This window comes from Streptomyces nodosus (genome assembly GCF_008704995.1).
GTDB lineage: Bacteria > Actinomycetota > Actinomycetes > Streptomycetales > Streptomycetaceae > Streptomyces > Streptomyces nodosus.
Window position 1 is genome coordinate 4,816,374 of sequence record NZ_CP023747.1, and the last position, 23,871, is coordinate 4,840,244.

The 23,871-nt window shown below is 70.2% G+C and carries 18 protein-coding genes and 1 pseudogene; 16 read left to right on the plus strand and 3 right to left on the minus strand.

All coding sequences use genetic code 11. The features are described 5' to 3' along the window. Positions 1 to 148: 148 nt before the first annotated feature. The 5 genes and pseudogenes from CP978_RS21835 to CP978_RS35760 all read left to right on the plus strand — a co-directional run. Positions 149 to 1,486, plus strand: coding sequence for a S8 family peptidase (locus CP978_RS21835; protein WP_063839070.1), 1,338 nt, complete (start codon positions 149 to 151; stop codon positions 1,484 to 1,486). A gap of 238 nt (positions 1,487 to 1,724) precedes the next feature. Further along, positions 1,725 to 2,912 (plus strand): DUF4190 domain-containing protein, encoded by a 1,188-nt coding sequence (locus CP978_RS21840; protein ID WP_079162249.1) that lies wholly within the window; start codon positions 1,725 to 1,727, stop codon positions 2,910 to 2,912. Between the two features lie 146 nt (positions 2,913 to 3,058). Next, complete coding sequence (locus CP978_RS21845; RefSeq protein WP_043443547.1) at positions 3,059 to 3,811, plus strand: GntR family transcriptional regulator; 753 nt, start codon at positions 3,059 to 3,061, stop codon at positions 3,809 to 3,811. Between the two features lie 338 nt (positions 3,812 to 4,149). Further along, complete coding sequence (locus CP978_RS21850; RefSeq protein WP_043443549.1) at positions 4,150 to 4,332, plus strand: hypothetical protein; 183 nt, start codon at positions 4,150 to 4,152, stop codon at positions 4,330 to 4,332. Positions 4,333 to 4,383: 51 nt separating this feature from the next. After that, a pseudogene (locus CP978_RS35760) lies at positions 4,384 to 4,494 on the plus strand (DNA mismatch repair protein MutT); the annotation flags it as partial. 5 nt (positions 4,495 to 4,499) lie between these two features. Here CP978_RS35760 and CP978_RS21860 read toward each other — a convergent pair. Beyond that, positions 4,500 to 5,888 carry an MATE family efflux transporter gene (locus tag CP978_RS21860; RefSeq protein ID WP_052454233.1) on the minus strand — a complete coding sequence of 463 codons (1,389 nt, stop codon included), beginning with the start codon at positions 5,886 to 5,888 and terminating at the stop codon, positions 4,500 to 4,502. 112 nt (positions 5,889 to 6,000) lie between these two features. On the opposite strand from CP978_RS21860, the gene CP978_RS21865 reads away from it, so the two are divergent. The 4 genes from CP978_RS21865 (at position 6,001) to CP978_RS21880 (ending at position 10,643) form a co-directional block, all read left to right on the plus strand. Further along, positions 6,001 to 6,525, plus strand: a complete 525-nt coding sequence (locus tag CP978_RS21865) for a PadR family transcriptional regulator (protein WP_043443551.1) — start codon at positions 6,001 to 6,003, stop codon at positions 6,523 to 6,525. A 75-nt stretch (positions 6,526 to 6,600) separates the two neighbouring features. After that, positions 6,601 to 7,023 (plus strand): NUDIX hydrolase, encoded by a 423-nt coding sequence (locus tag CP978_RS21870; RefSeq protein ID WP_043443552.1) that lies wholly within the window; start codon positions 6,601 to 6,603, stop codon positions 7,021 to 7,023. A 307-nt stretch (positions 7,024 to 7,330) separates the two neighbouring features. Continuing rightward, entirely contained in the window at positions 7,331 to 7,738 is a 408-nt protein-coding gene (locus CP978_RS21875; RefSeq protein WP_043443554.1) for an ATP-binding protein, read from the plus strand. Between the two features lie 298 nt (positions 7,739 to 8,036). Next, entirely contained in the window at positions 8,037 to 10,643 is a 2,607-nt protein-coding gene (locus CP978_RS21880; RefSeq protein ID WP_043443556.1) for a SpoIIE family protein phosphatase, read from the plus strand. Here CP978_RS21880 and CP978_RS21885 read toward each other — a convergent pair. Both CP978_RS21885 and CP978_RS21890 read right to left on the minus strand, forming a co-directional pair. After that, positions 10,606 to 12,309: a TPM domain-containing protein gene (locus tag CP978_RS21885; RefSeq protein ID WP_150478276.1), complete on the minus strand. Its 1,704-nt coding sequence runs from the start codon at positions 12,307 to 12,309 to the stop codon at positions 10,606 to 10,608. The genes CP978_RS21880 and CP978_RS21885 overlap by 38 nt on opposite strands. Before the next feature lie 15 nt (positions 12,310 to 12,324). Continuing rightward, positions 12,325 to 12,612 carry a hypothetical protein gene (locus tag CP978_RS21890; RefSeq protein WP_043443560.1) on the minus strand — a complete coding sequence of 96 codons (288 nt, stop codon included), beginning with the start codon at positions 12,610 to 12,612 and terminating at the stop codon, positions 12,325 to 12,327. A gap of 218 nt (positions 12,613 to 12,830) precedes the next feature. Between CP978_RS21890 and CP978_RS21895 the strand changes: the two genes are divergently transcribed. The 7 genes from CP978_RS21895 to CP978_RS21925 all read left to right on the plus strand — a co-directional run bounded on the left by CP978_RS21895 (position 12,831) and on the right by CP978_RS21925 (position 23,767). Next, a complete protein-coding gene (locus CP978_RS21895) occupies positions 12,831 to 15,050 on the plus strand; it encodes an ABC transporter family substrate-binding protein (RefSeq protein ID WP_043443562.1) in 2,220 nt (739 codons plus the stop codon). A gap of 177 nt (positions 15,051 to 15,227) precedes the next feature. Then, positions 15,228 to 17,135, plus strand: coding sequence for a translational GTPase TypA (gene typA / locus CP978_RS21900; protein ID WP_043443564.1), 1,908 nt, complete (start codon positions 15,228 to 15,230; stop codon positions 17,133 to 17,135). A gap of 784 nt (positions 17,136 to 17,919) precedes the next feature. Then, complete coding sequence (locus CP978_RS21905; protein WP_150478277.1) at positions 17,920 to 19,542, plus strand: peptide ABC transporter substrate-binding protein; 1,623 nt, start codon at positions 17,920 to 17,922, stop codon at positions 19,540 to 19,542. A gap of 153 nt (positions 19,543 to 19,695) precedes the next feature. Continuing rightward, positions 19,696 to 20,622 carry an ABC transporter permease gene (locus CP978_RS21910; RefSeq protein WP_043443568.1) on the plus strand — a complete coding sequence of 309 codons (927 nt, stop codon included), beginning with the start codon at positions 19,696 to 19,698 and terminating at the stop codon, positions 20,620 to 20,622. After that, positions 20,615 to 21,553, plus strand: a complete 939-nt coding sequence (locus CP978_RS21915; RefSeq protein WP_043443570.1) for an ABC transporter permease — start codon at positions 20,615 to 20,617, stop codon at positions 21,551 to 21,553. The genes CP978_RS21910 and CP978_RS21915 overlap by 8 nt, the downstream gene beginning before the upstream one ends. An 11-nt stretch (positions 21,554 to 21,564) precedes the next feature. Further along, positions 21,565 to 22,626, plus strand: coding sequence for an ABC transporter ATP-binding protein (locus CP978_RS21920; protein ID WP_043443572.1), 1,062 nt, complete (start codon positions 21,565 to 21,567; stop codon positions 22,624 to 22,626). Next, positions 22,619 to 23,767: an ABC transporter ATP-binding protein gene (locus tag CP978_RS21925; RefSeq protein ID WP_043443575.1), complete on the plus strand. Its 1,149-nt coding sequence runs from the start codon at positions 22,619 to 22,621 to the stop codon at positions 23,765 to 23,767. Before CP978_RS21920 ends, CP978_RS21925 begins: the two co-directional genes overlap by 8 nt. Positions 23,768 to 23,871: the final 104 nt, after the last annotated feature.

Consider the following 23,871-nt stretch of genomic DNA (forward strand, 5'->3'; position numbering starts at 1 on the left):
ACAAGCTGGTAGTCGTTGTCCGGTAAGTGGCGGTATGTCAGGATCCTCGCGTGGCGGTCCCGTTGTGTCCACGCCTCTTCGAGGGCGCCGCCGCACACCGCGCGCACGCACACCGCGCGCACGCACACCTCACGAGGAGGATCCCCGGATGGCAGTGATGCGTCAGGCCCGGCGAGGGCTGGCCGGGATCGGCGCGGCGGCCCTGGCCGCCGTTCTCGCCCCCGTTCTCACCGCGCACGCGGTCCCGGCCGCCGAGGGCCGGATCCGCTACCTGAACGAGCCGGACGCCGTGCCCGGCAGCTACATCGTGGTCCTCAGGGCGCGGTCCCCCCAGTCCGACTCCGCCCGCGGCCGGGCCCTGGCCGCCAAGTACCACGCCGCCGTCGGGCGCACCTATGTCAAGGCGCTCAACGGATACGCGATCCGCGCCACCCCGGCCGACGCACAACGGTTCGCCGCCGACCCCGCCGTCGCCTCCGTGGTCCAGAACCGCGTCCTGCACGCCGAGGCGACCCAGACCGCCCCGCCCTCCTGGGGGCTGGACCGCATCGACCAGAAGAGCCGGAAGCTGGACGGCCGCTACACCTGTCCCGACTCCGCGGGGCGGGGGGTGACCGCGTACATCATCGACACCGGAGTACGCGTCAGCCACCGCGACTTCGGCGGCCGTGCCGTCAACGGCTACGACGCCGTCGACAACGACTCCGTCGCCCAGGACGGCAACGGCCACGGCACCCATGTCGCGGGCACGGTCGCAGGTGCCGGCTACGGCGTCGCCAAGAAGGCACGGATCGTCGCCGTGCGCGTCCTCGACGACTCCGGCAGCGGAACCACCGACAAGGTCATCGCGGGCATCGACTGGGTGGCCCGGCACCACAGCGGTCCGTCCGTGGCCAATCTGTCCCTCGGCGGCCTCGCCGACAGCGCCCTCGACACGGCCGTCCGCAACACCATCGCCTCCGGCGTCACCTTCGCGGTCGCCGCGGGCAACTACGGCGCCCAAGCCTCCGGTTACTCTCCCGCCCGGGTGAGCCAGGCCCTCACGGTCGGCGCCACCACCTCGGCCGACGCCAGGGCGAGCTACTCCAACTACGGTTCCGCGCTCGATCTGTTCGCCCCGGGCTCCCTGATCAGGTCCACCTGGTCCACCGGTGACACGGCGACGGCCACCCTGTCCGGTACGTCGATGGCGACACCGCATGTGACCGGCGCGGCGGCCCTCTATCTGGCGGACCACCCCAAGGCCACGCCCACCCAGGTGTCCGCCGCCCTCAAGAGCGCCGCGGCCCCCGGGGTTGTCTCCGGGGCGGGGGCCGGATCGCCCAACCGGCTTCTCCAGGTCGTCCGTTCCGCCACCGCCCTGGCCCGCCCCCACGTCATGAGCTCCGCGGGCCGCCCGGACCACGGTCTCTCCGCCGTGGCCTTCCCGCCCACGGTCACCGGGGTCCCCGGCAAGGCGGTCCCGACCGGCCGCGGAGACCGCTGACCCGACCGGCCGCGGAGGCCGTCGACCCCACCGGCCGCGGGGCCGCTGATCCGACCTGTCGCGGGGCCTGCTGATCCGACCGGCCACGTGCGGGAACGCCGGCCGCACAGTGCCCGGAACAGGCGGCCCTGACCCGCACGACCCATGTGCCGTCTCCGCCCCCTCCGTCCCTATACCATGCGCCTCGTACATCAGTTCGCGCACTCTTCGCGCACTCCGGACGAGGAGCACGGTACCCGTGGCCATACCCCCGCCCCCTGGGCCCCAGCAGCCCGGGGGACCCCACCCGCAGGGTCCTCAGCAGCAGCCCTACGGATACGGGCCGCCCTATCAGCCCTGGGGACAGGGGTATTCCCCGTACAACCGCCCGGCGCCGGTCAACGGGCTCGCGATCGCCGCGCTGGTGCTCGGCATCCTGTGCTTCCTGCCGGCCGTCGGGCTGATCCTCGGCGTGATCGCGCTCGTCCAGATCAAGCGGCGCGGTGAGCGCGGCCGAGGACTCGCCGTCGGCGGCATCGTGATGTCCTCCCTCGGGGTCGTCCTGCTGGCGATCGGCTTGCTGGGCGGCGGCGCCTACGACGCCTGGGAGGGCTTCAAGGAGGGGGTGCGGGAGGCGGGCGGCAGCGGTGCGCCCTTCTCCGTGAAGAAGGGCGAGTGCTTCAACGCCCAGGACGGCTCCCTCGAGGGCATGGCCTACGACGTCGACAAGGTGCCCTGCTCCGGGGAGCACCAGGCCGAGGTCTTCGCCGGCGTCCTCCTGCCGGACGGCCGTTTCCCCGGTGACGACGCGGTCGCCGAGAAGGCCGACGACCGGTGCTACGCGCTGCTGTACACCTACGCCATGGACTCCTGGGCGATCCCCGACGACGTCGACGTCTACTACTTCACGCCCACCCGCGAGAGTTGGGCGCTCGGCGACCGCGAGATCACCTGTATGTTCGGCAACACCGACGCGAAGGGCACCCTCACCGGCAGCCTGCGCCGCGACGCCTCCTCCCTCACCGCCGACCAACTGGCCTATCTCCGGGCGGATGCCGTCCTGTACGGGGCCCTGAACACCGCTCCCGACACCGAGAACCTCGAGGACGACCTCAAGGGCGACAAGGAGTGGGCGGCGCGGGTCGCCACGGCGCTGAAGGACCAGACCGGCCGGCTGCGCGCGCACACCTGGCAGGACGGCGCGGAGCGACCCGTCTCCGGCCAGGCCGACGCCCTGGACCGGGCCCGCGAGGAGTGGCGCAAGGCCGCGCAGGCGGCCGACGTCGACGCCTTCCACCTCCACTACGAGCGGGGCAGCGCGCTGCTGGAGGGCCGCGCGGCGGTCACCGCCCGCAAGGCTCTGGGTCTGGCCACCACCCCTCCGTCCCCGGGTGCGGAGGCCGACGGGGACGGCGCGGAGGGAACCGGCGACGGAAAGCAGGTGTGACGGCGGCCACAGCGGGGAGAAAGCGCCTGCGCAGAACGCCCCAAACGTCAGGTCATCACTTCGGGTGATTCTCTGGCCTGCACTTGCGGAAGACAACCCTGGGTTGTCACGCTGTTGCTGTCTGTACAAGCTGATGGGAGCGGCCAGTGACTTTCGGTGAGCAGCCGGCGTATCTGCGTGTCGCAGGTGATCTCCGCAAGAAGATCGTCGATGGTCGGCTGCCACCCCACACCCGGCTCCCGTCCCAGGCCCGGATCCGTGCGGAGTACGGCGTCTCGGACACGGTCGCCCTGGAGGCGCGAAAGGTGCTGATGGCCGAGGGGCTCGTCGAGGGCCGCTCGGGCTCGGGCACCTATGTCCGGGAGCGGCCGGTGCCGCGCCGGGTGGTCCGCTCCGGATTCCGGCCCCAGAGCGGTGCCACCCCCTTCCGCCAGGAGCAGGCGGACACCTCCGTGCGGGGCACCTGGGAATCGCACAGCGAGCAGGTCGAGGCGAGCGGTGCCGTCGCCGAGCGGCTCGGTGTCCCGCCGGGCGACCGGGTGATGCGCACCAGATATGTCTTCCGGGAGGCGGGCGAGCCGATGATGCTCTCCACCTCCTGGGAGCCGCTCGCGGTGACCGGCCGCACCCCCGTGATGCTCCCCGAGGAGGGGCCGCTGGGCGGCATGGGCGTCGTCGACCGCATGGCGGCCATCGACGTCGTCGTGGACAACATGACGGAGGAGGTCGGCGCCCGCCCCGGCCTCGCGGAGGAACTGCTGGCGCTGGGCGGCGTCCCCGGCCATGTGGTGCTGGTCGTCCAGCGGACGTACTACGCCTCGGGCCGGCCGGTCGAGACGGCGGACGTGGTGGTTCCGGCCGACCGGTACCGGGTGGCGTACCACCTGCCGGTGAGGTAGCGGAGAGGCCGTCCCGGTCGCCCCGGCAAGCCCCCGGGGTGCGGCCCGAGTTGCTCCCGCCCGGTGCCCGACGGGCCGGAGGCGCCCCGCAGTTGTGATCCGGCCTTTCTCCCGGCCGTGTTTTCCCGTGCGTTGACCTCGGCTGTGTGTGCGCCGGGGCGTACGGGACGGCGCGTTCGACGGTGCACGCCCTTCCCGGGATGGCTGGTTGCGTACCTCTTTGTGAAAAGTCGTATTCGCTGCGTAAAGGTTAGGCGTAGGCTCGGGCATATGCGCAGTGCGGTTTCCTTGGTGGGCGGGGCGAGGCGAGAGCCGGGGACGGTAAGTGGAGGGGCGCGATGAACGACAGCACGGTCACTCTTCCCTGGCTCGTCATAAGACAGGACGACAACGGCAACCGCTACCGAGTGGGCAGGTACGCGACCCGCGCCGAGGCCCAGAAGATCGTGGACGGCTTCGGCGACCGCGGTCATCGACAGCTCTACTGGGTCGAGCGCATCGGGTCGAACGGAAGCAGTTGAGGGGATCGCCCCCGCTGTGTGATCCCCGCGCGCTCCCGTAGGCTCCGGCGCATGACGCAACCGATCGTGGTGGTCGGGGCCGCCCTGACGGGCGCCGGCCGCCTGCTGGCCGCGCGCCGTAGTGCGCCGGCCGACCTCGCCGGGCGCTGGGAGCTCCCCGGCGTTCATCAGGCAAGTCGGTTGTCGGGTGCGGAGCCGTCGGATGTGGCGGCGGAGATTTTCGGTCGACTGCTGTCGCGGTCGGCGATCGTCGGGAGCGCCGTGCGCCGGTACATCCTGGCAACGGCGGCGCACTGCAGGGCCATGGATGCTGCCATGGCCACGCAGATGCCGGGCAGCCCTGACCCCGACAGGCCGTACGCGAGCGCCAGTTGTAGCATCACCCCGCACGTGGTGATCCGCGCAAGGGCGGGGCTGCCCCCGCTGCCTTCGAACACCCCGCCCAGTGCGATGAAACAGGCGAGCAGGACCAGGTACGGCCCCAGGCATCGCAGGTAGAGCGTGCCGGCCTCGGCTACCGCGCCTTCACTGCCGAACGCCCGCATGATCCAGGGCCCGGCGGTGAGCAGCGCCAGCGCGGCTGCGAGTCCCAGAGTCCCGGCGAGAAGCAGCGTCTGCCGCCCGATGGCCTGCTGCTCGTCCTGTCCGGTGCCGAGCAGGTGGGAGGTGCGGTTGGCGGCGGCTTGACGTACCGAGTAGAAGGCCATGGTCGCGACGTACATGGCCTTGGTCGCGATTCCGTAGGCGGCGACTTCGGTGACACCGATCCGGGCGACGATCGCTACGAGGGCGAGTGCACCCGTCATCCGCACGACGAAATCGGCTGACATGGGCAACCCCGTCGCGGCGACCCCACGGGCATCGGAACCGAGTGAACCCGTCCGGTTCAGGGGCGTCCTGGCTGCCTGCCGTAGGACGGCGTTGCGGCGCAGCGTGATGAATCCGCAGGCAAGCGCAACCGTCCGGCCCAGCACGGTGGCGATCGCGGCTCCACGGACCCCGAGCCCGAGCCCGAGGATGAGCAGAGGGTCCAGCACGAGGATCAGTCCGTTGGCGAGCATGGCGAGTCTCATCGGGGTACGGGTGTCGCCCGTGCCTTTGAGGATGCCGTCGATGACGTTGGTCGCGTAGAACACCGCGATTCCCGGCAGCGCGATCGAGAAGTAGCCGGTGGCGAGGGGCAGCGAGCTGTCTTCGCCGCCCCCGAGCACGAGTCGGGCGAGCGGCTCGCGACACAGGAACCCGCCTATGGCGACGACGGGCGTGACGGTCGCCCACAGTGTCCAGCCGCCGCGCACGGCGGAGCGCATCGCTGCCGGATCCTCCGCGCCTCTGGCCCGTGCGACCAGCACGGTCATGCCCGACCCGGCGACGAGGATGACGCCGAGCAGCAGGTTCTCCAGGTTGGTGGCGACGGCCACCGCGGCGACCGCTTCCCCGCCGAGCCTCGCCACCCAGACCATGTTGATGGTTCCGGCTGTGACGCCCGCGAGTAGTTCGAAGTAGACCGGATACGCCAGCGACACCAGCTTGCGCCGGTGCTCTGTTGCCCTCATGCGCGCGCCCCCTCTTTTCGCTGTACCTCGAATAGAGGTACAGCGAAAAGAGGTAGCATGACCAAACGGGACGGGCAAGTGTCCGGACGGGCGCAGGAAGGGGTTCGGCCGCATGCTGGAGCTGTCGATTCTGGGTTTCCTCTTCGAGGAGTCCTTGCACGGGTATGAGTTGAAGGCCCGCATCCAGGGCCTCAGTGGCCACATTCGCCCCGTCAGTGACGGCGCGCTCTACCCGGCCATCACCCGGCTGGTGAAGGCGGGTCTGGTCGAGCAGCGCACCGAGCCGGGAAGCGGTGCGGCGCCTCGGCGGATTCTTTCCCTCACCGAGGCGGGCCGCGTTGACCTGCAGGCCCGGCTCCGGGACCCCAAGGAAGTCGAAATCACCGATGGGCAGCGTTTTTTCACGCTGCTGGCATTCCTGCGGTACCTCCCCGACCGGGCAGGGCAGGCCGCAGTCCTTCGCCGCCGGCAGGCCTTTCTCGACACTCCGGCGAGCTTCTTCTACCGCGACGGCGAGCCGGTACGCGCCGAGGAGGCGCCGGATCTCTTCCGGCAGGGCATGCTGCGCATCGCCCGCGCGACGGGTGCCGAGGAGAAACAGTGGCTGGCCGAGGCGATTGCGACCCTGGAGGGCTGAGACCGGCCCGGCGGACGCGTGCCGGTCTCGTTAAGGTCCTGCCTGACGCGGGTTCCGGATGGCGAAGGCGGAGTGATGACGGTCCTGATCGACACGGTGGCGTGGGTGCGTGTGGAGAACGGCAGGATTCTCTGCGCCAGGCCCCGGGGAAAGGACGTCTTCTACATCCCTGGTGGCAAGCGGGAGGGCGCGGAGAGCGATCTGGAGACCCTGCTCCGTGAGATCAAGGAGGAGCTGACCGTGCTCCTCGACCCGGACAGTGCGCTGCATGTGGGCACGTACGAGGCCGATATGCCCGATCTGCCGGGCGGTGCTGTGGTGCGTATGAGCTGCTACACCGCGGACTACCGGGGGAGCTTGGCGGTGAGCAGTGAGATCGAGGAGATGGCCTGGTTCTCGTACGCGGACCGTCCTTTGGTGCCACCGGTCGACCAGCTGCTCTTCGACGACCTCAAGGCCGCCGGCGAATTGGGGTGCCCTCGCGGAAGAAGAGGTTGATCCGGGGGTCGGGACGGCCCGACGGCGACAGGATGGCGGGGGTGCCGTGCCGGGCTCCGTCACGGGTGGTGCGGGTGTGCAGGTCTCCGAAAAGCGGAGAGATCGAGAGCCTCTGCCGGCGGCAAGGCCGAGCCCGGCGAGACCCCCGAGGGCGCCCTGGTGCGCGAGCTGTGACGCTCCGGGGGTCCGGCCCTGCCTACGCCGTTCGTGGCACGGTGTGCCCCGGTGCGCGGTAAGGCTCAGTCGATATCGGGTATGTGCCAAGTAACCCCATGAAACCGGACATGGGGGGCTTCTGGGCCTGGGAGTGATCGGCGTGCTCGACACCCAAGGTGAAAGCGCCGAGTGGACGTTCCCCGCAGATCCCGGTGCGGTCCGTACCGCCCGAGCCGTGGTCCGGGGACAACTGCGCACCTGGGGGCTCGAGACACTCGGTGACGTCGCCGCACTCCTGGTCAGCGAGCTGGTGACCAACTCGCTCCGGCATGCCGCCGGGCCCATCGGGGTGCGTCTGGTGCGCCCGGGCGACGCCGCGCCCCGGCTGCTCGTCGAGGTCTCCGACCCGCTTCCCGATCCGCCCCGTGAGCGCCTCGCCCGGGTGGACGACGAGAACGGCCGGGGGCTCCAACTGGTCGCGCACTCCTCGCGCCGCTGGGGCACCCGGCCGGCCGACTCCGGCAAGACGGTCTGGTTCGAACTCGCCGTCCCCGGCTGACCGCCGGCCCGCGGCGGGCGTGCCGTCCGCGGTCGACGAGGTGGTCCCGGCGGGGGCGCACGCGCCGTCGCGCCCCCCGGACCGAATGGATCACGCCACGGAAGGTGACGTAAGTCCTTGGTTCGAGGGTGCCTCACCTGGTTAGAAGACTGGGAGTATGACCCGGCCGGTCCAAAAACCATCGGAACCGGGCTGTGATCGTGAACACCGTGTGGTGCGGCACCGTAGTGCTGGATACTGCGGGCAGCCGCCCCCGGTGACCGGTGCCGGACGCGGTGAGCTGGAGGGGACGGTTCGCGTGAGCGAGATACCAGCGAAGGCCACGGAGTCCGAGGACCCGTCGGAGGGCGCGAGGCCGGGGGCCGCGGCCTCCTCCGCCATGGCCTTGGCACCGCATGGCACGAGCGGCACCGTCTGGCAGAGCAGTCCTCCCGGCTCCCTCTACGACTACATCAAGGTCGCCTCGTTCTCCGTCGGCCCCGACGGGCTCGTCGAACAGTGGAGTCTGCGGGCCGAGCGGCTCTTCGGCATCCCGCACGAGCGGGCCGTCGGCATGGACCCCGTCGAGGCGTTCGTCGACCCCGAGCTGCACGAGCGGGGCCGGCGCAAGATGGCCGAGATTCTCGACGGCCGGGAGTGGACCGGGACCATTCCCTTCCGGCTGCCGGGGAGCCGTGGGACGCAAGGGCTCGCCGAGGTCTATGTGATGCCCACCACGACCCAGGGCGGCGAACGGGCCGCGGTGTGCCTCATCGTCGACATCCACACGCTCCGTGGCATCGAGACCGACCTGGCCGCCTCGCAGGCGATTTTCGGTCAATCTCCCTTCGGATTCCTGCTGATAGACCCCCAGCTGCGGGTACGGCGCGCCAACCGGCGGTTCGCCTCCACCTTCGGAGGCGTGCCCGACGACCACCGCGGCCGCTGCGTCCACGACTATCTCCAGCCCCCGGAGGCGGAACGCGTCACCGCGACGCTGCGCCGCGTCCTGAGGACCGGCGAGCCGGTCACGGACATGCATGTCACGGGCTTCGTCCCGGGCTCCGAGGAACGCAAGCACTGGTCCGTCAACCTCTACCGGGTGCACAGCGGAAGCGGCCGGCCCATCGGGATCGCCTGGCTCGCCACGGATGTCACCGGCCGCCGCGCCGCCGCCCGGGAGGCCGCCGCCGCCCGCCGCAACCTGGCCCTCCTCAACGAGGCCGGCGCCCGCATAGGCAACTCCCTCGATCTGGAGACCACCGCGCGCGAACTCCTCGATGTGGTGGTGCCCGGCTTCTGCGACCTGGCCTCCGTCGACCTCCACCAGGGGCTGCTGGCCGGCGACGAGACCCCGCAGGGCCTGGCAGACGGCAGCGCCGACCTGCGCCGGGTCGCGTTCGCCAGCGCCGTCGCCGACGCGCCGTTCGTGGGCGGACCCGAACCCGTCCCGGTCGGCGCCGTCCACCACTACTCCTTCAACTCGCCCAATGCGGCCGCCCTGCGCAGCGGCCGCCCCCGGCTGATCACCGCAGAGGGCGGCGGCCTGATCCAGTCCACGCTCGCGGTCCCGATGGTCGCGCACGACACCGTGGTCGGCCTCGCCAAGTTCTCCCGCACCAAGGGCAGCGAGCCGTTCGGGGAACGCGACCGGGCGCTCGCCGTGGAACTGGCCGCACGCGCCGCGGTCTGTATCGACAACGCCCGGCTCTACCGCCGCGAGCACGAACGGGCGTTGATCCTGCAACGGTCCCTGCTGCCGCCGGGCGACCCGGAGGCCTCCGGGCTCGACATCGCCTGCCGCTATCTGCCGGGCAACGCGGCCACCGGACGGCCCAGCGAGGTGGGCGGCGACTGGTTCGACGTCATCGAACTCCCCGGGCACCGCACGGCACTGGTCGTCGGCGACGTCATGGGCCGGGGGCTGCGCGCCGCCGTGGCCATGGGCGAACTCCGCACGGCCGTACGGACCTTGGCCCAGCTCGACCTCGAACCCGCCGAAGTCCTCGCACAGCTGGACGAGATCGCCCGCGGCCTCGGCGCCCCCGGCGGCGTCCAGCAGGCCACCCGCGCCGCTCGCCGGCCCCGCGAGGCGGACCTGTCCGAGGTGTACCTGGCGACCTGTGTGTACGCGGTCTACGACGCGGTGACACGCCGCTGCACCTTCGCCAACGCGGGCCATCTGCCGCCGGTGCTGGTGGAACCGGGCGAGCCCGCGCTGATGCTGGACGTGCCGCCCGGAATGCCGCTCGGCGTGGGCGGCGAGCCGTTCGAGGAGGTGGAGGTCGAACTGCCGGAGGGCTCACTGCTGGCGCTCTACACCGACGGCCTCGTCGAGTCCCGTGACCATCCGCTGGACGAGGGACTGCGGGCGTTCGTGGGCGCGCTGACCGACCCGAGCAGTCCCCTCGAGGACGTCTGCGACCATGTCCTGCGCACCCTCGGCAGCCACCACGGCGAGGACGACATCGCGCTGCTGATGGCACGGGTCCAGGGGCTGCCCGCCGAGTCCGTCGGCGACTGGACGCTGCCGCGCGAGCCCCGCAGCGTGGGGCGGGCCCGGGAGTACGCGCGCGGCCAGCTGCTCGCCTGGGACCTGGAGCCGCTGGTGGACACCACGGAACTGCTCGTCAGCGAGCTGGTCACCAACGCCCTGCGGTACGGCGAGGGGGAGATCAGACTACGGCTGCTGCTCGACCGGACGCTGGTGTGCGAGGTGTGGGACTCCGGGCTGGTGCAGCCCCGCAGACGGCGCGCCCGGGACACCGACGAGGGGGGCCGCGGACTGCAACTGGTCGGCCTGCTCTCCGCGGCCTGGGGCTCCCGCCGCACCCCGCACGGCAAGACGGTGTGGTTCGAACTCCCGCTGCCGGACGGCGGGAACGCCCTCAAGGACCCGGCGGAGGCCCTGCTGAGCCTCTACTAGCCGGGCCCGTCCCGGGCGGATCGGCCTCCGGAGAGCCGGTGCCGGGCGGGGCCGTTCCCGGAGGGTGCTGCGGCCGCACCGGCCGGAACAGCCCGCCGCCGTCCCTGCGGCCCCGGGTGCCCGGTCCTCCGTAGCTCGCGGGCCCGCCGTCGCCCGGGTGCCCGGTGCGATCGCCCCGGCGGTGGGGGGCGTCGAGCAGGATCCCGCCCAGCACGGCGCCGCCCGTCCACAGGCCCTCCCCGTACGGGGTGCCGTGCACCCGTACGTCCCGCTCCGCGAGCTGTCCGGCCTGCCGGGCGAGGGTGTCGGCCGCACAGGCGTAGACGAGGGCCTCGGCCGGCGCAGGGACGGGCGGGGCGTCCGTGTTCTCCGCCCGGCGCAGCAGGCGCTCCGCCTCCGCGAGCCGGGTCCTCGCCTCGCGGCCGACGGCACCGCGCCGCGTCGTCACCCGGTCCGAGGCGGCACCGACGGTGCTGCGGGCCACGACCAGGGCCCGCTGGAGCCGACCGAGGGCGCGCGAACCCTCCGGCGCACGGTGCGAGGCCCGGTCCAGTCCGGCCGTCGCCTGCTCGATCCGGCGCAGCGCGCCCACCGGGTCGTACCGCCCCCCGACGTCCCGCGCGCCGGCGCTCCCCGTGCCGCGGGCGTCCTCCGCACCGGCGGCTCCGGCCGGCTCGCCCCGCACCGCCGCCAGCACCGACTCCCCGTGCGCCACCCGCCCGCGCAGATCCGCCCGGACGGTCGCGGTGCCCAGCAGTGCGCGGGCCGCCGCCAGATCGGCCTCGGCGGAGTCCAGGGCGGCGGGCAGTTCGGCCGTGGCGCGGGACAGGTCCGAGGCGAGCCGGGCGATACCGTCCAGGAACAGAGCCGCCTGGTCGACCGCGGCCTCGGCGGCGCGCAGCAGCACCACCGCGTTCCCCGTCTCCGCCCGGTCCATGGCCTGGCGGGACCGGTTGAGACAGGTCATGGCGAAGATCAGCCGGTCTTTCGCCTGCTCGTCATGGCCCGCCACCGGCAGCCGCGCGGAGAGTGCGAACCGCTCCCGCAGCCCGGCGAGCGTGCCGTCCGCCTCCGCCACCCGCGCCGCCACCTCCCGGAATCGCGCCTCCGTGCGCTCCAGGGTCTCCCCCGTCGTCTGCTCCGGCGCCCGCATCAGATCGAACCCGGCCGCCTCGTCGTCCAGCCGCCGACCCGCCGTCTCGCACCGCGCGACGATCTCCTCCAGCAGTTCCCGTGCCTTTCCCTCCCCGTCGTCGAGCCGCTGCCGCGCCTCGAAGGCCAGGCCGAGCTCCGTGGCGGCGGACTCCACCGCCGCCGCCTGGGCCTGAACCGCTTCGTGCCCCAAGTGCCGTTCGGCGTGTCCGAGTTCCTCCCGGCTGGTGCGCACGCAGTCGTCGGTCGCGACGAGCGACCGCGTGGCCCTCCGGTCCAGTTCGTCCAGGGACACGAGGGTGGGCAGGCCCGGCAGGCCCCCGCCGGGCGTGGTGCGCCGCGTCGCGCGCAGCCTCCGCCGCACCGCCGTCGACACGGCCACCGCCACGGCGGCGACCGCGGCGGCCAGCGGCAGCGCCAGGTCGGCGGGGGAGGCCGGGTGCTGCCCGGCGCCGGCCACCAGCGCGATCGCCGGAGCCGGTACCGCCCCGCACACCATGGGTGCCCTCCGCACGGCGCCGCTCCCGCTTCAGGGGGCGTGCCGGTCCCGGGCGCCGAGGCCCTCGTCGTCCGAGTCCGTCCACAGGGCGGCGTCGTACGGGGTGTCGGAGATGGTGACCAGATCGGGCCGCCGGGCCGAGGCGTTGGAGGCCGAGTCCCGCAGCAGTGCCACGCTGTCGCGGAGATGGTCGGCGTCGACACGGACGCGGCGTGTGTCGAGCCCGCCGCCGCCCATCTGCTGTTCCAGCCGCCCGAGCGACCGGTACAGATCGTCGAGGCAGCGCTGGACCGATGTCAGTTCGTCGTACACGGACATGACCCGACCTCGCTTCCAGGGGTCCTGGGTGATGAGCAGTTCGGATGAGCAGTTCGATGGGACCGTCCGGGTGGCCTTCCGGGATTTCGTCGCTGTGTCGGCCTAACCGCCCGAGTCTTTGCTCCCCGGTAGGTCATATATCTGATCAATATCAAATGCTTCCAAATCGGATCATAACCCCCTGCTCGTCGGCCGAGCGGCTCCCGGAGGTGGACGTGATGTCCCACGACGACGTCGGACCGCGCGCGGTGAAGCGCTCGGTCGTATTCCTCACCGCGGGTGCACTCGCGGTGCCCGCGCTCGCCGCCTGCAGTGCCGACGAGGAGGTGAGCAAACCGGTCGCCGCGCAGGACATCGCGCCGGCCGCCCGCACCCTCCTCGCCGACGGCGGGACCCTGCGCTGGGCGGTCGACGCCGTGCCCGGCACCCTGAACACCTTCCAGGCCGACTCCGGCGCCGCCACCACCCGGGTGGCCGGGGCCGTGCTGCCCTCGATGTTCCGGCTCGACACCAACGGCCGTCCCGAGATCGACCAGGACTATCTGGAGTCCGCCAAGGTCGAGTCGACCGAGCCCAAGCAGGTCGTCGTCTACCGGCTGAACAAGCGGGCCGTCTGGAGCGACGGCCGGAAGATCGGCGCCGACGACTTCGCCGCCCAGTGGCATGCCCTCTCCGGCCGGGACAGCGCGTACTGGACCGCCCGCAACGCCGGCTACGACCGCATCGAGAAGGTGGAGCGCGGGGCGAACAGCCACGAGGTCAAGGTGACCTTCGGCAAGCAGTACGCCGACTGGAGGTCGCTGTTCTCGCCGCTGTACCCGAAGGACGTCACGGGCAGCCCGAACTCCTTCAACGACGGGGCGAGGACCGGTCTGAAGGTGACCTCCGGCCCGTTCTCCGTCAAGAACGTCGACGCCAAGGCGGGCACGATCACGCTCGCCCGCAATCCGCGCTGGTGGGGCCGGTCCGCCAAGCTCTCCGAGATCGTGCTGGTCGCCGTCCCGCGCGACCAGCGGGCCGCCGCGCTCGCCGGCGGGAAGATCGACATGGCCGAGATCGACCCGGAGGAGGCCGGGAGGATCACCTTTGCCGCCGGCAACCAGGGCAGCACGTCCCTGCGGGGACCGTCGGGGACGGCGACGGCCGACGCGGCCTCGGCCTCGGCCCCGGCGGAACCGAGTGGCTCCGCGGCGGAGCCCTCCTCGGCAGAGCCCTCCTCGGCGGGTCCGGGCGGCGAGTCCGGCGCGTCGAGCGGTGAGCGGCAGACGCTGCGCGGCTTCGCGCTCCACAAGTCCCTGGAGCCCGCCTACACCCAGCTCGCCCTGAACGGCTCCCGTGGCCCGCTCTCCGACGAGCGTGTGCGCCGGGCGGTGGCCCGCGCCCTGGACCGCAAGGAGCTGGCCGGGCTGGTCCTCAAGCCGCTCGGGCTGCCCGTGGTCCCCGTCGGCAGCCATCTCGCCCTCTCCGGGCAGGACGCCTACGCCGACAACAGCGGCGCCCTCGGCGAGCAGGACACCGCCCAGGCGCAGACCCTGTTGTCGGAGGCGGGCTGGGTGCCCGGCGGGCCGATCAAGGAGGAGAAGAAGAAGACCGCCGGATCCGAGGAGAAGAAGAGCTCCGAACCCTCGCAGAAGAAGAGCTCCGAACCCTCGGAGAAGAAGAGCTCCGGGCCCGAGGAGAAGAAGACCGCAGGGGCCGACGCGACGAAGGCGGCCGGGTCCGACGGCAAGAACGCCGGCGGCGACGACAAGGGGCCCCGCAACGAGCCTGGGGACCCTGCGCAGGAGCACGACCAGAGCGGGATGCCGGGCGCCTACGCCCCCAAGGGCACCGCCGCCCCGGCCGGCACCACGGGCGCGGTGGTCGCCAAGGACGGCAAGCCGCTGCAGCTGCGGTTCGTGCTGCCCTCCGGCGCGGGCTCGGCGACCCTGCGGACGGTCGGCGACCGGATCGCGCGCATGCTGGAGAAGGTCGGGATCCGCACGGAGATCACCAAGGTCCCCGACGACAGCTATTTCAAGGACCATGTCGCGGCCGGCGACTACGACCTGGCGCTCTACTCGTGGCCCGCGTCCGCCTACCCCGCCACCGACGCCCGGCCGATCTACGCCAAGCCGGTGCCCGCGGCGGACGGCTCGCTGAGCATCGAGCAGAACTACACCCGGATCGGCACCGACCAGGTGGACCAGCTCTTCGCCCAGGCGATCGCCTCGCTGGACGGGAAGGAGGAGCGGGACCTGGTCCGCAAGGCAGATGCCCGTATCTGGGCCGCCGCGGGCTCCATCCCGCTCTACCAGCGCCCCCAGCTCACGGTCACCCGCTCGGATCTGGCCAACGCGGGCTCCTTCGGCTTCCAGACCCCGGTCTACGAGAACATGGGCTTCCTGAAGAAGGGGGCCAGGCCGCCGGCGAGTCCCTCGGCGAGCCCCTCCTCCTGATCCTGCCGCCGGGACGGTGCGGCGTGCCTGGTCAGCGGGCCCGCACCGTCCCCCGCACGCCCAGCTCGCGCCGTCCCCCTAAAATGGGAAAAGGCCGAGGCGTGTCCAGCCCGGCAGGGCCCGCGTAACTCAGACGTTCGCGCAGGCCGTCCTCACCACTCCGGGAGTACGCCACACATGGCCACGCGCCACGACATCCGCAACGTCGCCATCGTCGCCCACGTCGACCACGGAAAGACGACCATCGTCGACGGCATGCTGAAGCAGGCCGGTGCCTTCGCCGCCCACCAGCTCGAGCAGGTCGACGACCGGGTCATGGACTCGAACGACCTGGAGCGTGAGAAGGGCATCACGATCCTCGCCAAGAACACCGCGGTGAAGTATCACCCGAAGGACGGCGGCGAGCCCATCACGATCAACATCATCGACACCCCCGGCCACGCCGACTTCGGCGGCGAGGTCGAGCGCGGTCTGTCGATGGTCGACGGCGTCGTCCTGCTCGTCGACTCCTCCGAGGGCCCGCTGCCGCAGACCCGCTTCGTGCTGCGCAAGGCGCTCCAGGCGCGGCTGCCCGTCATCCTCTGCATCAACAAGACGGACCGGCCCGACGCCCGGATCGACGAGGTCGTGAACGAGGCGTACGACCTCTTCCTCGACCTCGACGCCGACGAGGAGCAGATCGAGTTCCCGATCGTCTACGCCTGCGGCCGCGACGGCATCGCCTCCCTCACCAAGCCGGAGAACGGCACGGTCCCGGCCGACAGCAACAGCCTGGAGCCGTTCTTCTCCACGATCCTGCAGCACATCCCGGCCCCGACCTACGACGAGGACGCTCCGCTCCAGGCGCATGTCACCAACCTGGACGCCGACAACTTCCTCGGCCGTATCGCGCTGCTCCGCGTCGAGCAGGGCGAGCTCCGCAAGGGCCAGACCGTCGCCTGGATCAAGCGCGACGGGTCCATCAGCAATGTGCGGATCAGCGAGCTGATGATGACCGAGGCCCTCACCCGCAAGCCCGCCGAGAAGGCCGGCCCGGGTGACATCTGCGCCGTCGCCGGTATCCCCGACATCATGATCGGCGAGACCCTGGCCGACCCCGAGAACCCGGTCGCGCTGCCGCTGATCACGGTCGACGAGCCCGCGATCTCCATGGTCATCGGCGCGAACACCTCGCCGCTGGTCGGCAGGGGCGGCACCGGCAAGGGCGCCAACGTCAAGGCCGCGGTCAAGGACCGCAAGGTCACCGCGCGCCAGGTCAAGGACCGGCTCGACCGCGAGATGATCGGCAATGTCTCGCTGCGGGTCCTCGACTCCGAGCGGCCGGACGCCTGGGAGGTCCAGGGCCGGGGCGAGCTGGCGCTGGCCATTCTGGTCGAGCAGATGCGCCGTGAGGGGTACGAGCTGACCGTCGGCAAGCCGCAGGTCGTCACCCGGGAGATCGACGGCAAGGTCCACGAGCCGGTCGAGCGCATGACGATCGACGTGCCCGAGGAGCACATGGGCGCCGTCACCCAGCTCATGGGCGTCCGCAAGGGCCGTATGGACAACATGTCCAACCACGGCTCCGGCTGGGTGCGCCTGGAGTTCGTGGTGCCCTCGCGCGGTCTGATCGGCTTCCGCACCGAGTTCCTGACCGGCACCCGCGGCACGGGTATCGCCCACTCCATCCACGAGGGCCACGAGCCCTGGTTCGGGCCGCTCCAGACCCGTAACAACGGCTCGCTGGTCGCCGACCGCTCCGGTGCCGTCACCGCGTTCGCGATGACCAACCTCCAGGAGCGCGGGGTGCTCTTCGTGGAGCCGGGCACCGAGGTGTACGAGGGCATGATCGTCGGCGAGAACTCCCGTTCCGACGACATGGACGTCAACATCACCAAGGAGAAGAAGCTCACCAACATCCGGTCCGCCACGTCCGACATCGCCGAGTCGATCGTGCCGCCGCGCAAGCTGTCGCTGGAGCAGTCCCTGGAGTTCTGCCGCGACGACGAGTGCGTGGAGGTGACCCCGGAGGCCGTCCGCATCCGCAAGGTCAACCTCGACCAGCGCGAGCGCGCCCGGGCCGCCAGCCGCGCCAAGCACGGCTGAGCCGACGGGACCCCGGCCGGCGCCGCCGGCCGGGGTCCCGTCGAGCCGGACAGAAGGTGCGGTACCGCCGTGGGCGGTGCCGCACCTTCCGCGTTCGCACCCGGGTCGTGCGGCCCATGCCGCCGGAGCGGCTCGGCGCGCGCCCACAAGGGGGCGCGTACGGCGACGGCGGGGCACCCGGGCGGCATTCCGCCCGGGTGCCCCGCCGTCGCGGAGAACCCTCGTCAGTGCCGGTCGCGCCGCGTTCGCACGGCCCCGCCCGGTCGGCCTGACCTGCTGCCGACGAGTGACATAGAGGGTTTTCCCTATGGGCGGCCGCCGGGAGCTCCGGCCGATCGTCCTCGTGGCCCCACACGGCTAAAGTTGCCGGGATGCGCGGACCACCTGATGTGGTTCGTCGCCCCTTGTACCGCTTGCGGCGTCGAATAGTTCCTTCCGCTGCCGAGCGCAATCGACTTTTCCGCCCGCTGTCCGGTATGCGGACAACTCATACCGATAGTTGTGTAACAAGTCCGTTTCGCAGCGATCTTTCACCGAACTGTTTGTCCGGATTTTGGGAGAAGTGAGCGTCAGGTGTGATCGAACCGAGACCTCGACGGTGTGGTTCGGCCAGGGCGCAATGGCAGATAGTTAGGCGCGTAGAGCTCGGATGAACGGGTCATGCGCTGCAGTCGGCGACGACTCGCGAGCGCGGGGGGCACCTGACTGTTTCAGCCACCGGTGACGGTGCTGTGTCATGTGCCTCTCCATGCGGTGAACCTAAGGACTCATGAGGAGGAGCCCCATGCGTGGTGCCAAGAGCGCCAAGTGGGTTGCGATGGCCGCGGTTGTGGCGCTGGGTGCGACGGCCTGTGGCGGTGGCGGAGACAGCGGCAGCTCGGGCGGTGCCAAGGGCAACGGCGTCTTGTCGGTGGAGATCGGTGAACCGCAGAACGCCCTGGTTCCCACCAACACGTACGAGACCGAGGGCGGCCAGGTCATCAACGCCCTCTTCACGGGTCTGACCAAGCTTGACGCCGACAACAAGGTCGTCAACGCCATGGCCGAGTCGATCGAGACCAAGGACAACAAGGTCTGGACGATCAAGCTGAAGTCCGGCTACACCTTCCACAACGGCGAGAAGGTCACCGCCCAGTCCTTCATCGACGCCTGGAACTACGGCGCCAACCAGAGCAACGCCCAGCAGACCAACCCGCTGTTCAGCCACATCCAGGGCTTCAGCGACCTGAACCCGGGCGAGGGCAAGAAGCCCTCGACCGACAAGATGTCGGGTCTGAAGGCCGTGGACGACAGCACCCTTCAGGTCACCCTGACCGCCCCGTTCGCGGCGTTCACGTCGCAGCTGTCCTTCACCGCGTTCGTTCCGCTGCCCAAGGCGTTCTTCAAGGACCCGAAGGGCTTCGGCGAGGCGCCGATCGGCAACGGTCCCTTCGAGATGAAGGGCAAGTTCAAGCACAACGAGGAAATCAGCACCACGAAGTACGACAAGTACCCGGACGCGTCGAAGATCGCGGTCAAGGGTGTCAACTTCAAGATTTACTCGAACCTCGACACGGCCTACAAGGACCTCGTCGCAGGCAACCTCGACACCCTGCTGACGATCCCGACCTCGGGTCTGGCGACCTACAAGAAGGACCTGCCGGGCCGCACGGTGGACCAGGCCGACTCGGCCGTCGGTTACATCGGCTTCCCGATCAAGTACAACAAGGCCTTCCAGAACGCGGACCTGCGTCAGGCCATCTCCATGTCGATCGACCGCCAGACGATCGCGGACAAGATCTTCCTCGGTGCCCGTACGCCCGCGGACGACTACATCAGCCCCACGATCGACGGCTACCGCAAGGGCGCCTGCGGTGACGCGTGCACCCTGAACCCGGCGAAGGCCAAGGAGCTCTACAAGAAGAGCGGCGGGCTGCCCGGCAACACGCTGGAGATCGGCTACAACTCCGACGGCGGTCACAAGGACTGGGTCGAGGCGGTCGCCAACCAGATCCAGCAGAACCTGGGCGTCAAGGTCATCGCCAAGCCGTTCGAGCAGTTCCAGACCATCCTGAACGACCTGGACGCCAAGAAGTACCAGGGCGCGTTCCGTATGGCCTGGAGCATGGACTACCCGGACATGGAGAACTACCTCCGTCCGATCTTCTCCAAGGACGCCATCAGCAACGGCTCCAACTACTCCGGTTACGTCAACGAGGACTTCGAGAAGCTCCTCGCCCAGGGCGACAAGGCTCCCACGCACGAGGACGCCATCAAGACGTACCAGAAGGCCGACGACATCCTGCTGAAGGACATGCCGTACATTCCGGTGTACTTCTACACCATGAACTTCGGCTTCAGCGACAAGATCAAGTCGATGAACGTCGCCGGCCACCAGATCCTGTGGGACACGGTCAAGCTCAGCTGAACCAGGTCTGAGTAACCCCCACATACAGCGGAAACAGGGTGAGCAAGGGGAGGGGCTCAAAGCCTTCCCTTGCTCACCCCTTCTGCCGTCTCCCGTCCGCCTGTGCCCTCGCCCCGGCCGCGGGCGGGTCCAGCACCCCCCTCTGGAGTACCCATGGGCCGATACGTCGTGCGCCGCCTCCTGCAGGTGATCCCTGTGGTGATCGGCGTCACATTCATCATCTTCTGCCTGGTCTTCGCTCTGCCCGGCGACCCCATCCAGGCACTGGCCGGCGACAAGCGCGCCGACCCCAACATCGCGGCGATCCTTCGCGATCACTACCACCTCAACGAGCCGCTGTACCAGCAGTACTGGCACTACATCAGCGGTGTCTTCACCGGTGACCTCGGCGAGACGTACAACGGGCGTGCCATCTCCGACATCGTCTCCCAGCGGTTCCCGATCACGGTGAAGCTCGGCCTGACCGCCTTCGTCATCGAGGCCGTCATCGGCATCCTGGCGGGCGTCCTCTCCGCGCTGCGCAAGGGCAAGTTCCTCGACAACGTGGTCCTGGTCGCGACCCTCATCCTGATCTCGATCCCGGTCTTCGTGCTCGGTAGCGTGTTCCAGCTCGAGTTCGGCATGAACCTCAAGATCACGCCGATCTCCGGCATCGACAAGGGCTGGCCGCAGAGCTACATCCTCCCGGCCATCGTGCTCGCCTCCACCTCCATGGCGTACATCGCGCGACTGGTCCGGTCGAGCATGACCGAGTCGATCCGCGCCGACTACGTGCGCACCGCGGTCGCCAAGGGCCTGCCGCGGCGCCGGGTCATCGGCCTGCACGCGATGCGCAACTCGATGATCCCGGTCGTCACCTTCCTCGGCTTCGACCTCGGCGCCCTCATGGGCGGTGCCATCATCACCGAGCGTGTGTTCAACATGCCCGGTATCGGCGGCCAGCTGGCCCAGTCCGTGTACCTGCGCGAACGGCCCGTCGTGGTCGGTCTGGTGACGCTGCTGGTGCTGATCTACCTGATGGCCAACCTGTTCGTCGACCTGTTGTACGCCGTGCTCGACCCGAGGATCCGCTATGAGTGAGAAGACGATGGAGAAGCCCCCCGCCGACGCGCTGACCGCGGAGCGGGAGGCGGAGGCCGAGGAGAAGGCGGCGGCCCGGCAGGCGAGCCTGCTCAAGGACGGCTGGGCGGACCTGCGCAAGCGGCCCATGTTCCTGGTGACCGCCTTCATCATCGTGTGCCTGCTCGCCCTGGCGATCATGCCCGGCCTGTTCACGGCGCGCTCCCCGTTCTCGGACGGCTTCTGCCAGCTGCAGAACTCCATGGACGGTCCCACCTCCGGTCACCTGTTCGGCTTCGACGTGCAGGGCTGCGACATCTACACGCGGACCGTGTACGGCGCCCGCAACTCGGTCGTCGTCGGTGTGGTGACCACCATCGCCACCACCCTGATCGGCGGTCTGGTGGGCATGCTGGCCGGTCTGGCCGGCGGCTGGATCGACGCGCTGCTCTCCCGTATCACCGAGGTGTTCTCCGGCCTGCCGCTGATCATCGGTGGTCTGCTGATCATGTCGATCTGGCGCACGGGTGACGTGTGGTCGGTGTCGGTCATCATGGCGATCCTCGGCTGGCCGCAGGTCTTCCGGATCATGCGTGGCGAGGTCATCTCCAACAAGTACAACGACTATGTGATGGCCGCCCGTGCGCTGGGCGCGGGTTCATGGCGCATGGCGTTCCGGCACATCCTGCCGAACACGCTCGCCCCCGTCATCGTCATCACCACGATGAACCTCGGCGTCTACATCGCCGCCGAGGCCGCCCTGTCCTACCTGGGCATCGGCATCCAGTACCCGAACATCTCCTGGGGCCTCATGATCAGTGACGCCCAGGACCGGTTCCTGACCTCGCCGCACGCGCTGCTGTTCCCGGCCGGCGCCCTGAGCATCACCGTGCTGGCGTTCATCATGCTCGGAGACGTCGTGCGCGACGCCTTCGACCCGAAGATGCGCTGAGGGAGGCGTACGTGACCATCATCGATTCGACGGACGCCGTCCCGGCTCCGCGATCCGGAGGCGGCGACAAGACCGGCCCGCTGCTCGAAGTGCGCGATCTGCACGTCGAGTTCAGCACCCGCGAGGGAGTGGTCAAGGCCGTCAACGGCGTCAACTACTCCGTGAACTCCGGCGAGACGCTCGCCGTGCTCGGCGAGTCCGGCTCCGGCAAGTCCGTGACCGCGCAGGCGATCATGGGCATCCTCGACATGCCGCCGGCCCGCATCCCCCAGGGGGAGATTCGCTTCTACGGCCAGGACATGCTGAAGATGTCCGAGGAGGAGCGGCGCAAGCTGCGCGGCGCGCGGATCGCGATGATCTTCCAGGACGCGCTGTCCTCGCTCAACCCCGTGCTCAGCGTGGGATTCCAGCTGGGTGAGATGTTCCGCGTCCACCAGGGAGCCTCTCGCAAGGAGGCCAAGGCCAAGGCCATCGAGCTGATGGACCGGGTGAAGATCCCGGCCGCCGCGGCGCGGGTCAACGACTACCCGCACCAGTTCTCCGGCGGTATGCGCCAGCGCATCATGATCGCCATGGCGCTCGCCCTGGAGCCCGACCTGATCATCGCCGACGAGCCGACCACGGCCCTCGACGTGACGGTGCAGGCCCAGGTCATGGACCTGCTCGCGGAACTCCAGCGCGAGTACCAGATGGGCCTGATCCTGATCACCCACGACCTCGGTGTCGTCGCCGACGTCGCGGACAAGATCGCGGTCATGTACGCGGGCCGGATCGTGGAGACGGCGCCCGTGCACGAGCTGTACAAGCGCCCGGCCCACCCCTACACCCGCGGTCTGCTGGACTCGATCCCGCGCCTGGACCAGAAGGGCCAGGAGCTCTACGCGATCAAGGGCCTGCCGCCCAACCTGCTGAAGGTGCCCAGCGGCTGCGCCTTCAACCCGCGCTGCGACCGGGCCCAGGACATCTGCCGCACCGATCTTCCGCCTCTGGTCCCGGTGACCGAGCAGGACGGAACCGAACTGCCGGGCCGCGCCAGCGCGTGCCACTTCTGGAAGGAGACGATCCATGGCTGACCCGACCGAGGCAGGCAAGCCGACGGACGCGACGCCGAACGTCTCCGCCGTGCAGGTCGCCGATGTGCACTCCGAGGAACAGGCGGTCGCCGCCCTCGACGCGCACGTCGACCGGGGCGAGCCGATCCTTCAGGTGCGCAACCTGGTCAAGCACTTCCCGCTCACCCAGGGCATCCTGCTCAAGAAGCAGGTCGGCGCGGTCAAGGCCGTCGACGGCATCTCCTTCGACCTGTACCAGGGCGAGACCCTGGGCGTCGTGGGCGAGTCCGGCTGCGGCAAGTCGACCGTGGCCAAGCTGCTGATGAACCTGGAGCGGGCGACCGCGGGCGAGATCTTCTACAAGGGCCAGGACATCACCAAGCTGTCCGGCGGGGCCCTGAAGGCCGTGCGGCGCAACATCCAGATGATCTTCCAGGACCCGTACACCTCGCTCAACCCGCGGATGACGGTCGGCGACATCATCGGTGAGCCCTACGACATCCACCCCGAGGTGGCCCCGAAGGGCGACCGGCGCCGTCGGGTCCAGGAGCTGCTGGACCTGGTCGGCCTCAACCCGGAGTACATCAACCGCTATCCGCACCAGTTCTCCGGCGGTCAGCGCCAGCGCATCGGCATCGCCCGCGGCCTCGCGCTCAACCCCGAGGTCATCATCTGCGACGAGCCGGTCTCCGCGCTGGACGTCTCGGTCCAGGCGCAGGTCATCAACCTGATGGAGCGACTGCAGAACGAGCTGAACCTCTCCTACATCTTCATCGCGCACGACCTGTCGATCGTCCGGCACATCTCCGACCGGGTGGGCGTGATGTACCTCGGCAAGATGGCCGAGATCGGCACCGACGAGCAGATCTACGAGCACCCGACGCATCCCTACACCCAGGCGCTGCTGTCGGCGGTTCCCGTGCCGGACCCGGACGCCCGTGAGCATCGTGAGCGGATCATCCTGACCGGTGATGTGCCCTCCCCGGCCAACCCGCCGTCCGGCTGCCGCTTCCGCACCCGCTGCTGGAAGGCCCAGGACAAGTGCTCCCAGGAGGTGCCGCTCCTGGCGATCCCCGAGCGGTTCAAGGGAGTCGACTCCCCTGCGGCTCACGAGTCGGCCTGCCACTTCGCCGAGGAGAAGGACGTCGTCGGCGCGGCCTGACGCACTGAGAGACAGCACCTGATCCCGACGGGTTCCCGGCACCGCACGACGGTGCCGGGAACCCGTCGTATCAGCCCGCCGTTCCCCAGGACGGGCCACAGCAA

Coding starts and splice junctions, on each gene's coding strand:
- CP978_RS21835 (WP_063839070.1), top strand. CDS start 149: ATGGCAGTGATGCGTCAGGCCCGGCGAGGGCTGGCCGGGATCGGCGCG.
- CP978_RS21850 (WP_043443549.1), top strand. CDS start 4,150: ATGAACGACAGCACGGTCACTCTTCCCTGGCTCGTCATAAGACAGGAC.
- CP978_RS21860 (WP_052454233.1), bottom strand. CDS start 5,888: ATGAGGGCAACAGAGCACCGGCGCAAGCTGGTGTCGCTGGCGTATCCG.
- CP978_RS21865 (WP_043443551.1), top strand. CDS start 6,001: ATGCTGGAGCTGTCGATTCTGGGTTTCCTCTTCGAGGAGTCCTTGCAC.
- CP978_RS21870 (WP_043443552.1), top strand. CDS start 6,601: ATGACGGTCCTGATCGACACGGTGGCGTGGGTGCGTGTGGAGAACGGC.
- CP978_RS21890 (WP_043443560.1), bottom strand. CDS start 12,612: ATGTCCGTGTACGACGAACTGACATCGGTCCAGCGCTGCCTCGACGAT.
- CP978_RS21895 (WP_043443562.1), top strand. CDS start 12,831: ATGTCCCACGACGACGTCGGACCGCGCGCGGTGAAGCGCTCGGTCGTA.
- typA (WP_043443564.1), top strand. CDS start 15,228: ATGGCCACGCGCCACGACATCCGCAACGTCGCCATCGTCGCCCACGTC.
- CP978_RS21905 (WP_150478277.1), top strand. CDS start 17,920: ATGCGTGGTGCCAAGAGCGCCAAGTGGGTTGCGATGGCCGCGGTTGTG.
- CP978_RS21910 (WP_043443568.1), top strand. CDS start 19,696: ATGGGCCGATACGTCGTGCGCCGCCTCCTGCAGGTGATCCCTGTGGTG.
- CP978_RS21915 (WP_043443570.1), top strand. CDS start 20,615: ATGAGTGAGAAGACGATGGAGAAGCCCCCCGCCGACGCGCTGACCGCG.
- CP978_RS21925 (WP_043443575.1), top strand. CDS start 22,619: ATGGCTGACCCGACCGAGGCAGGCAAGCCGACGGACGCGACGCCGAAC.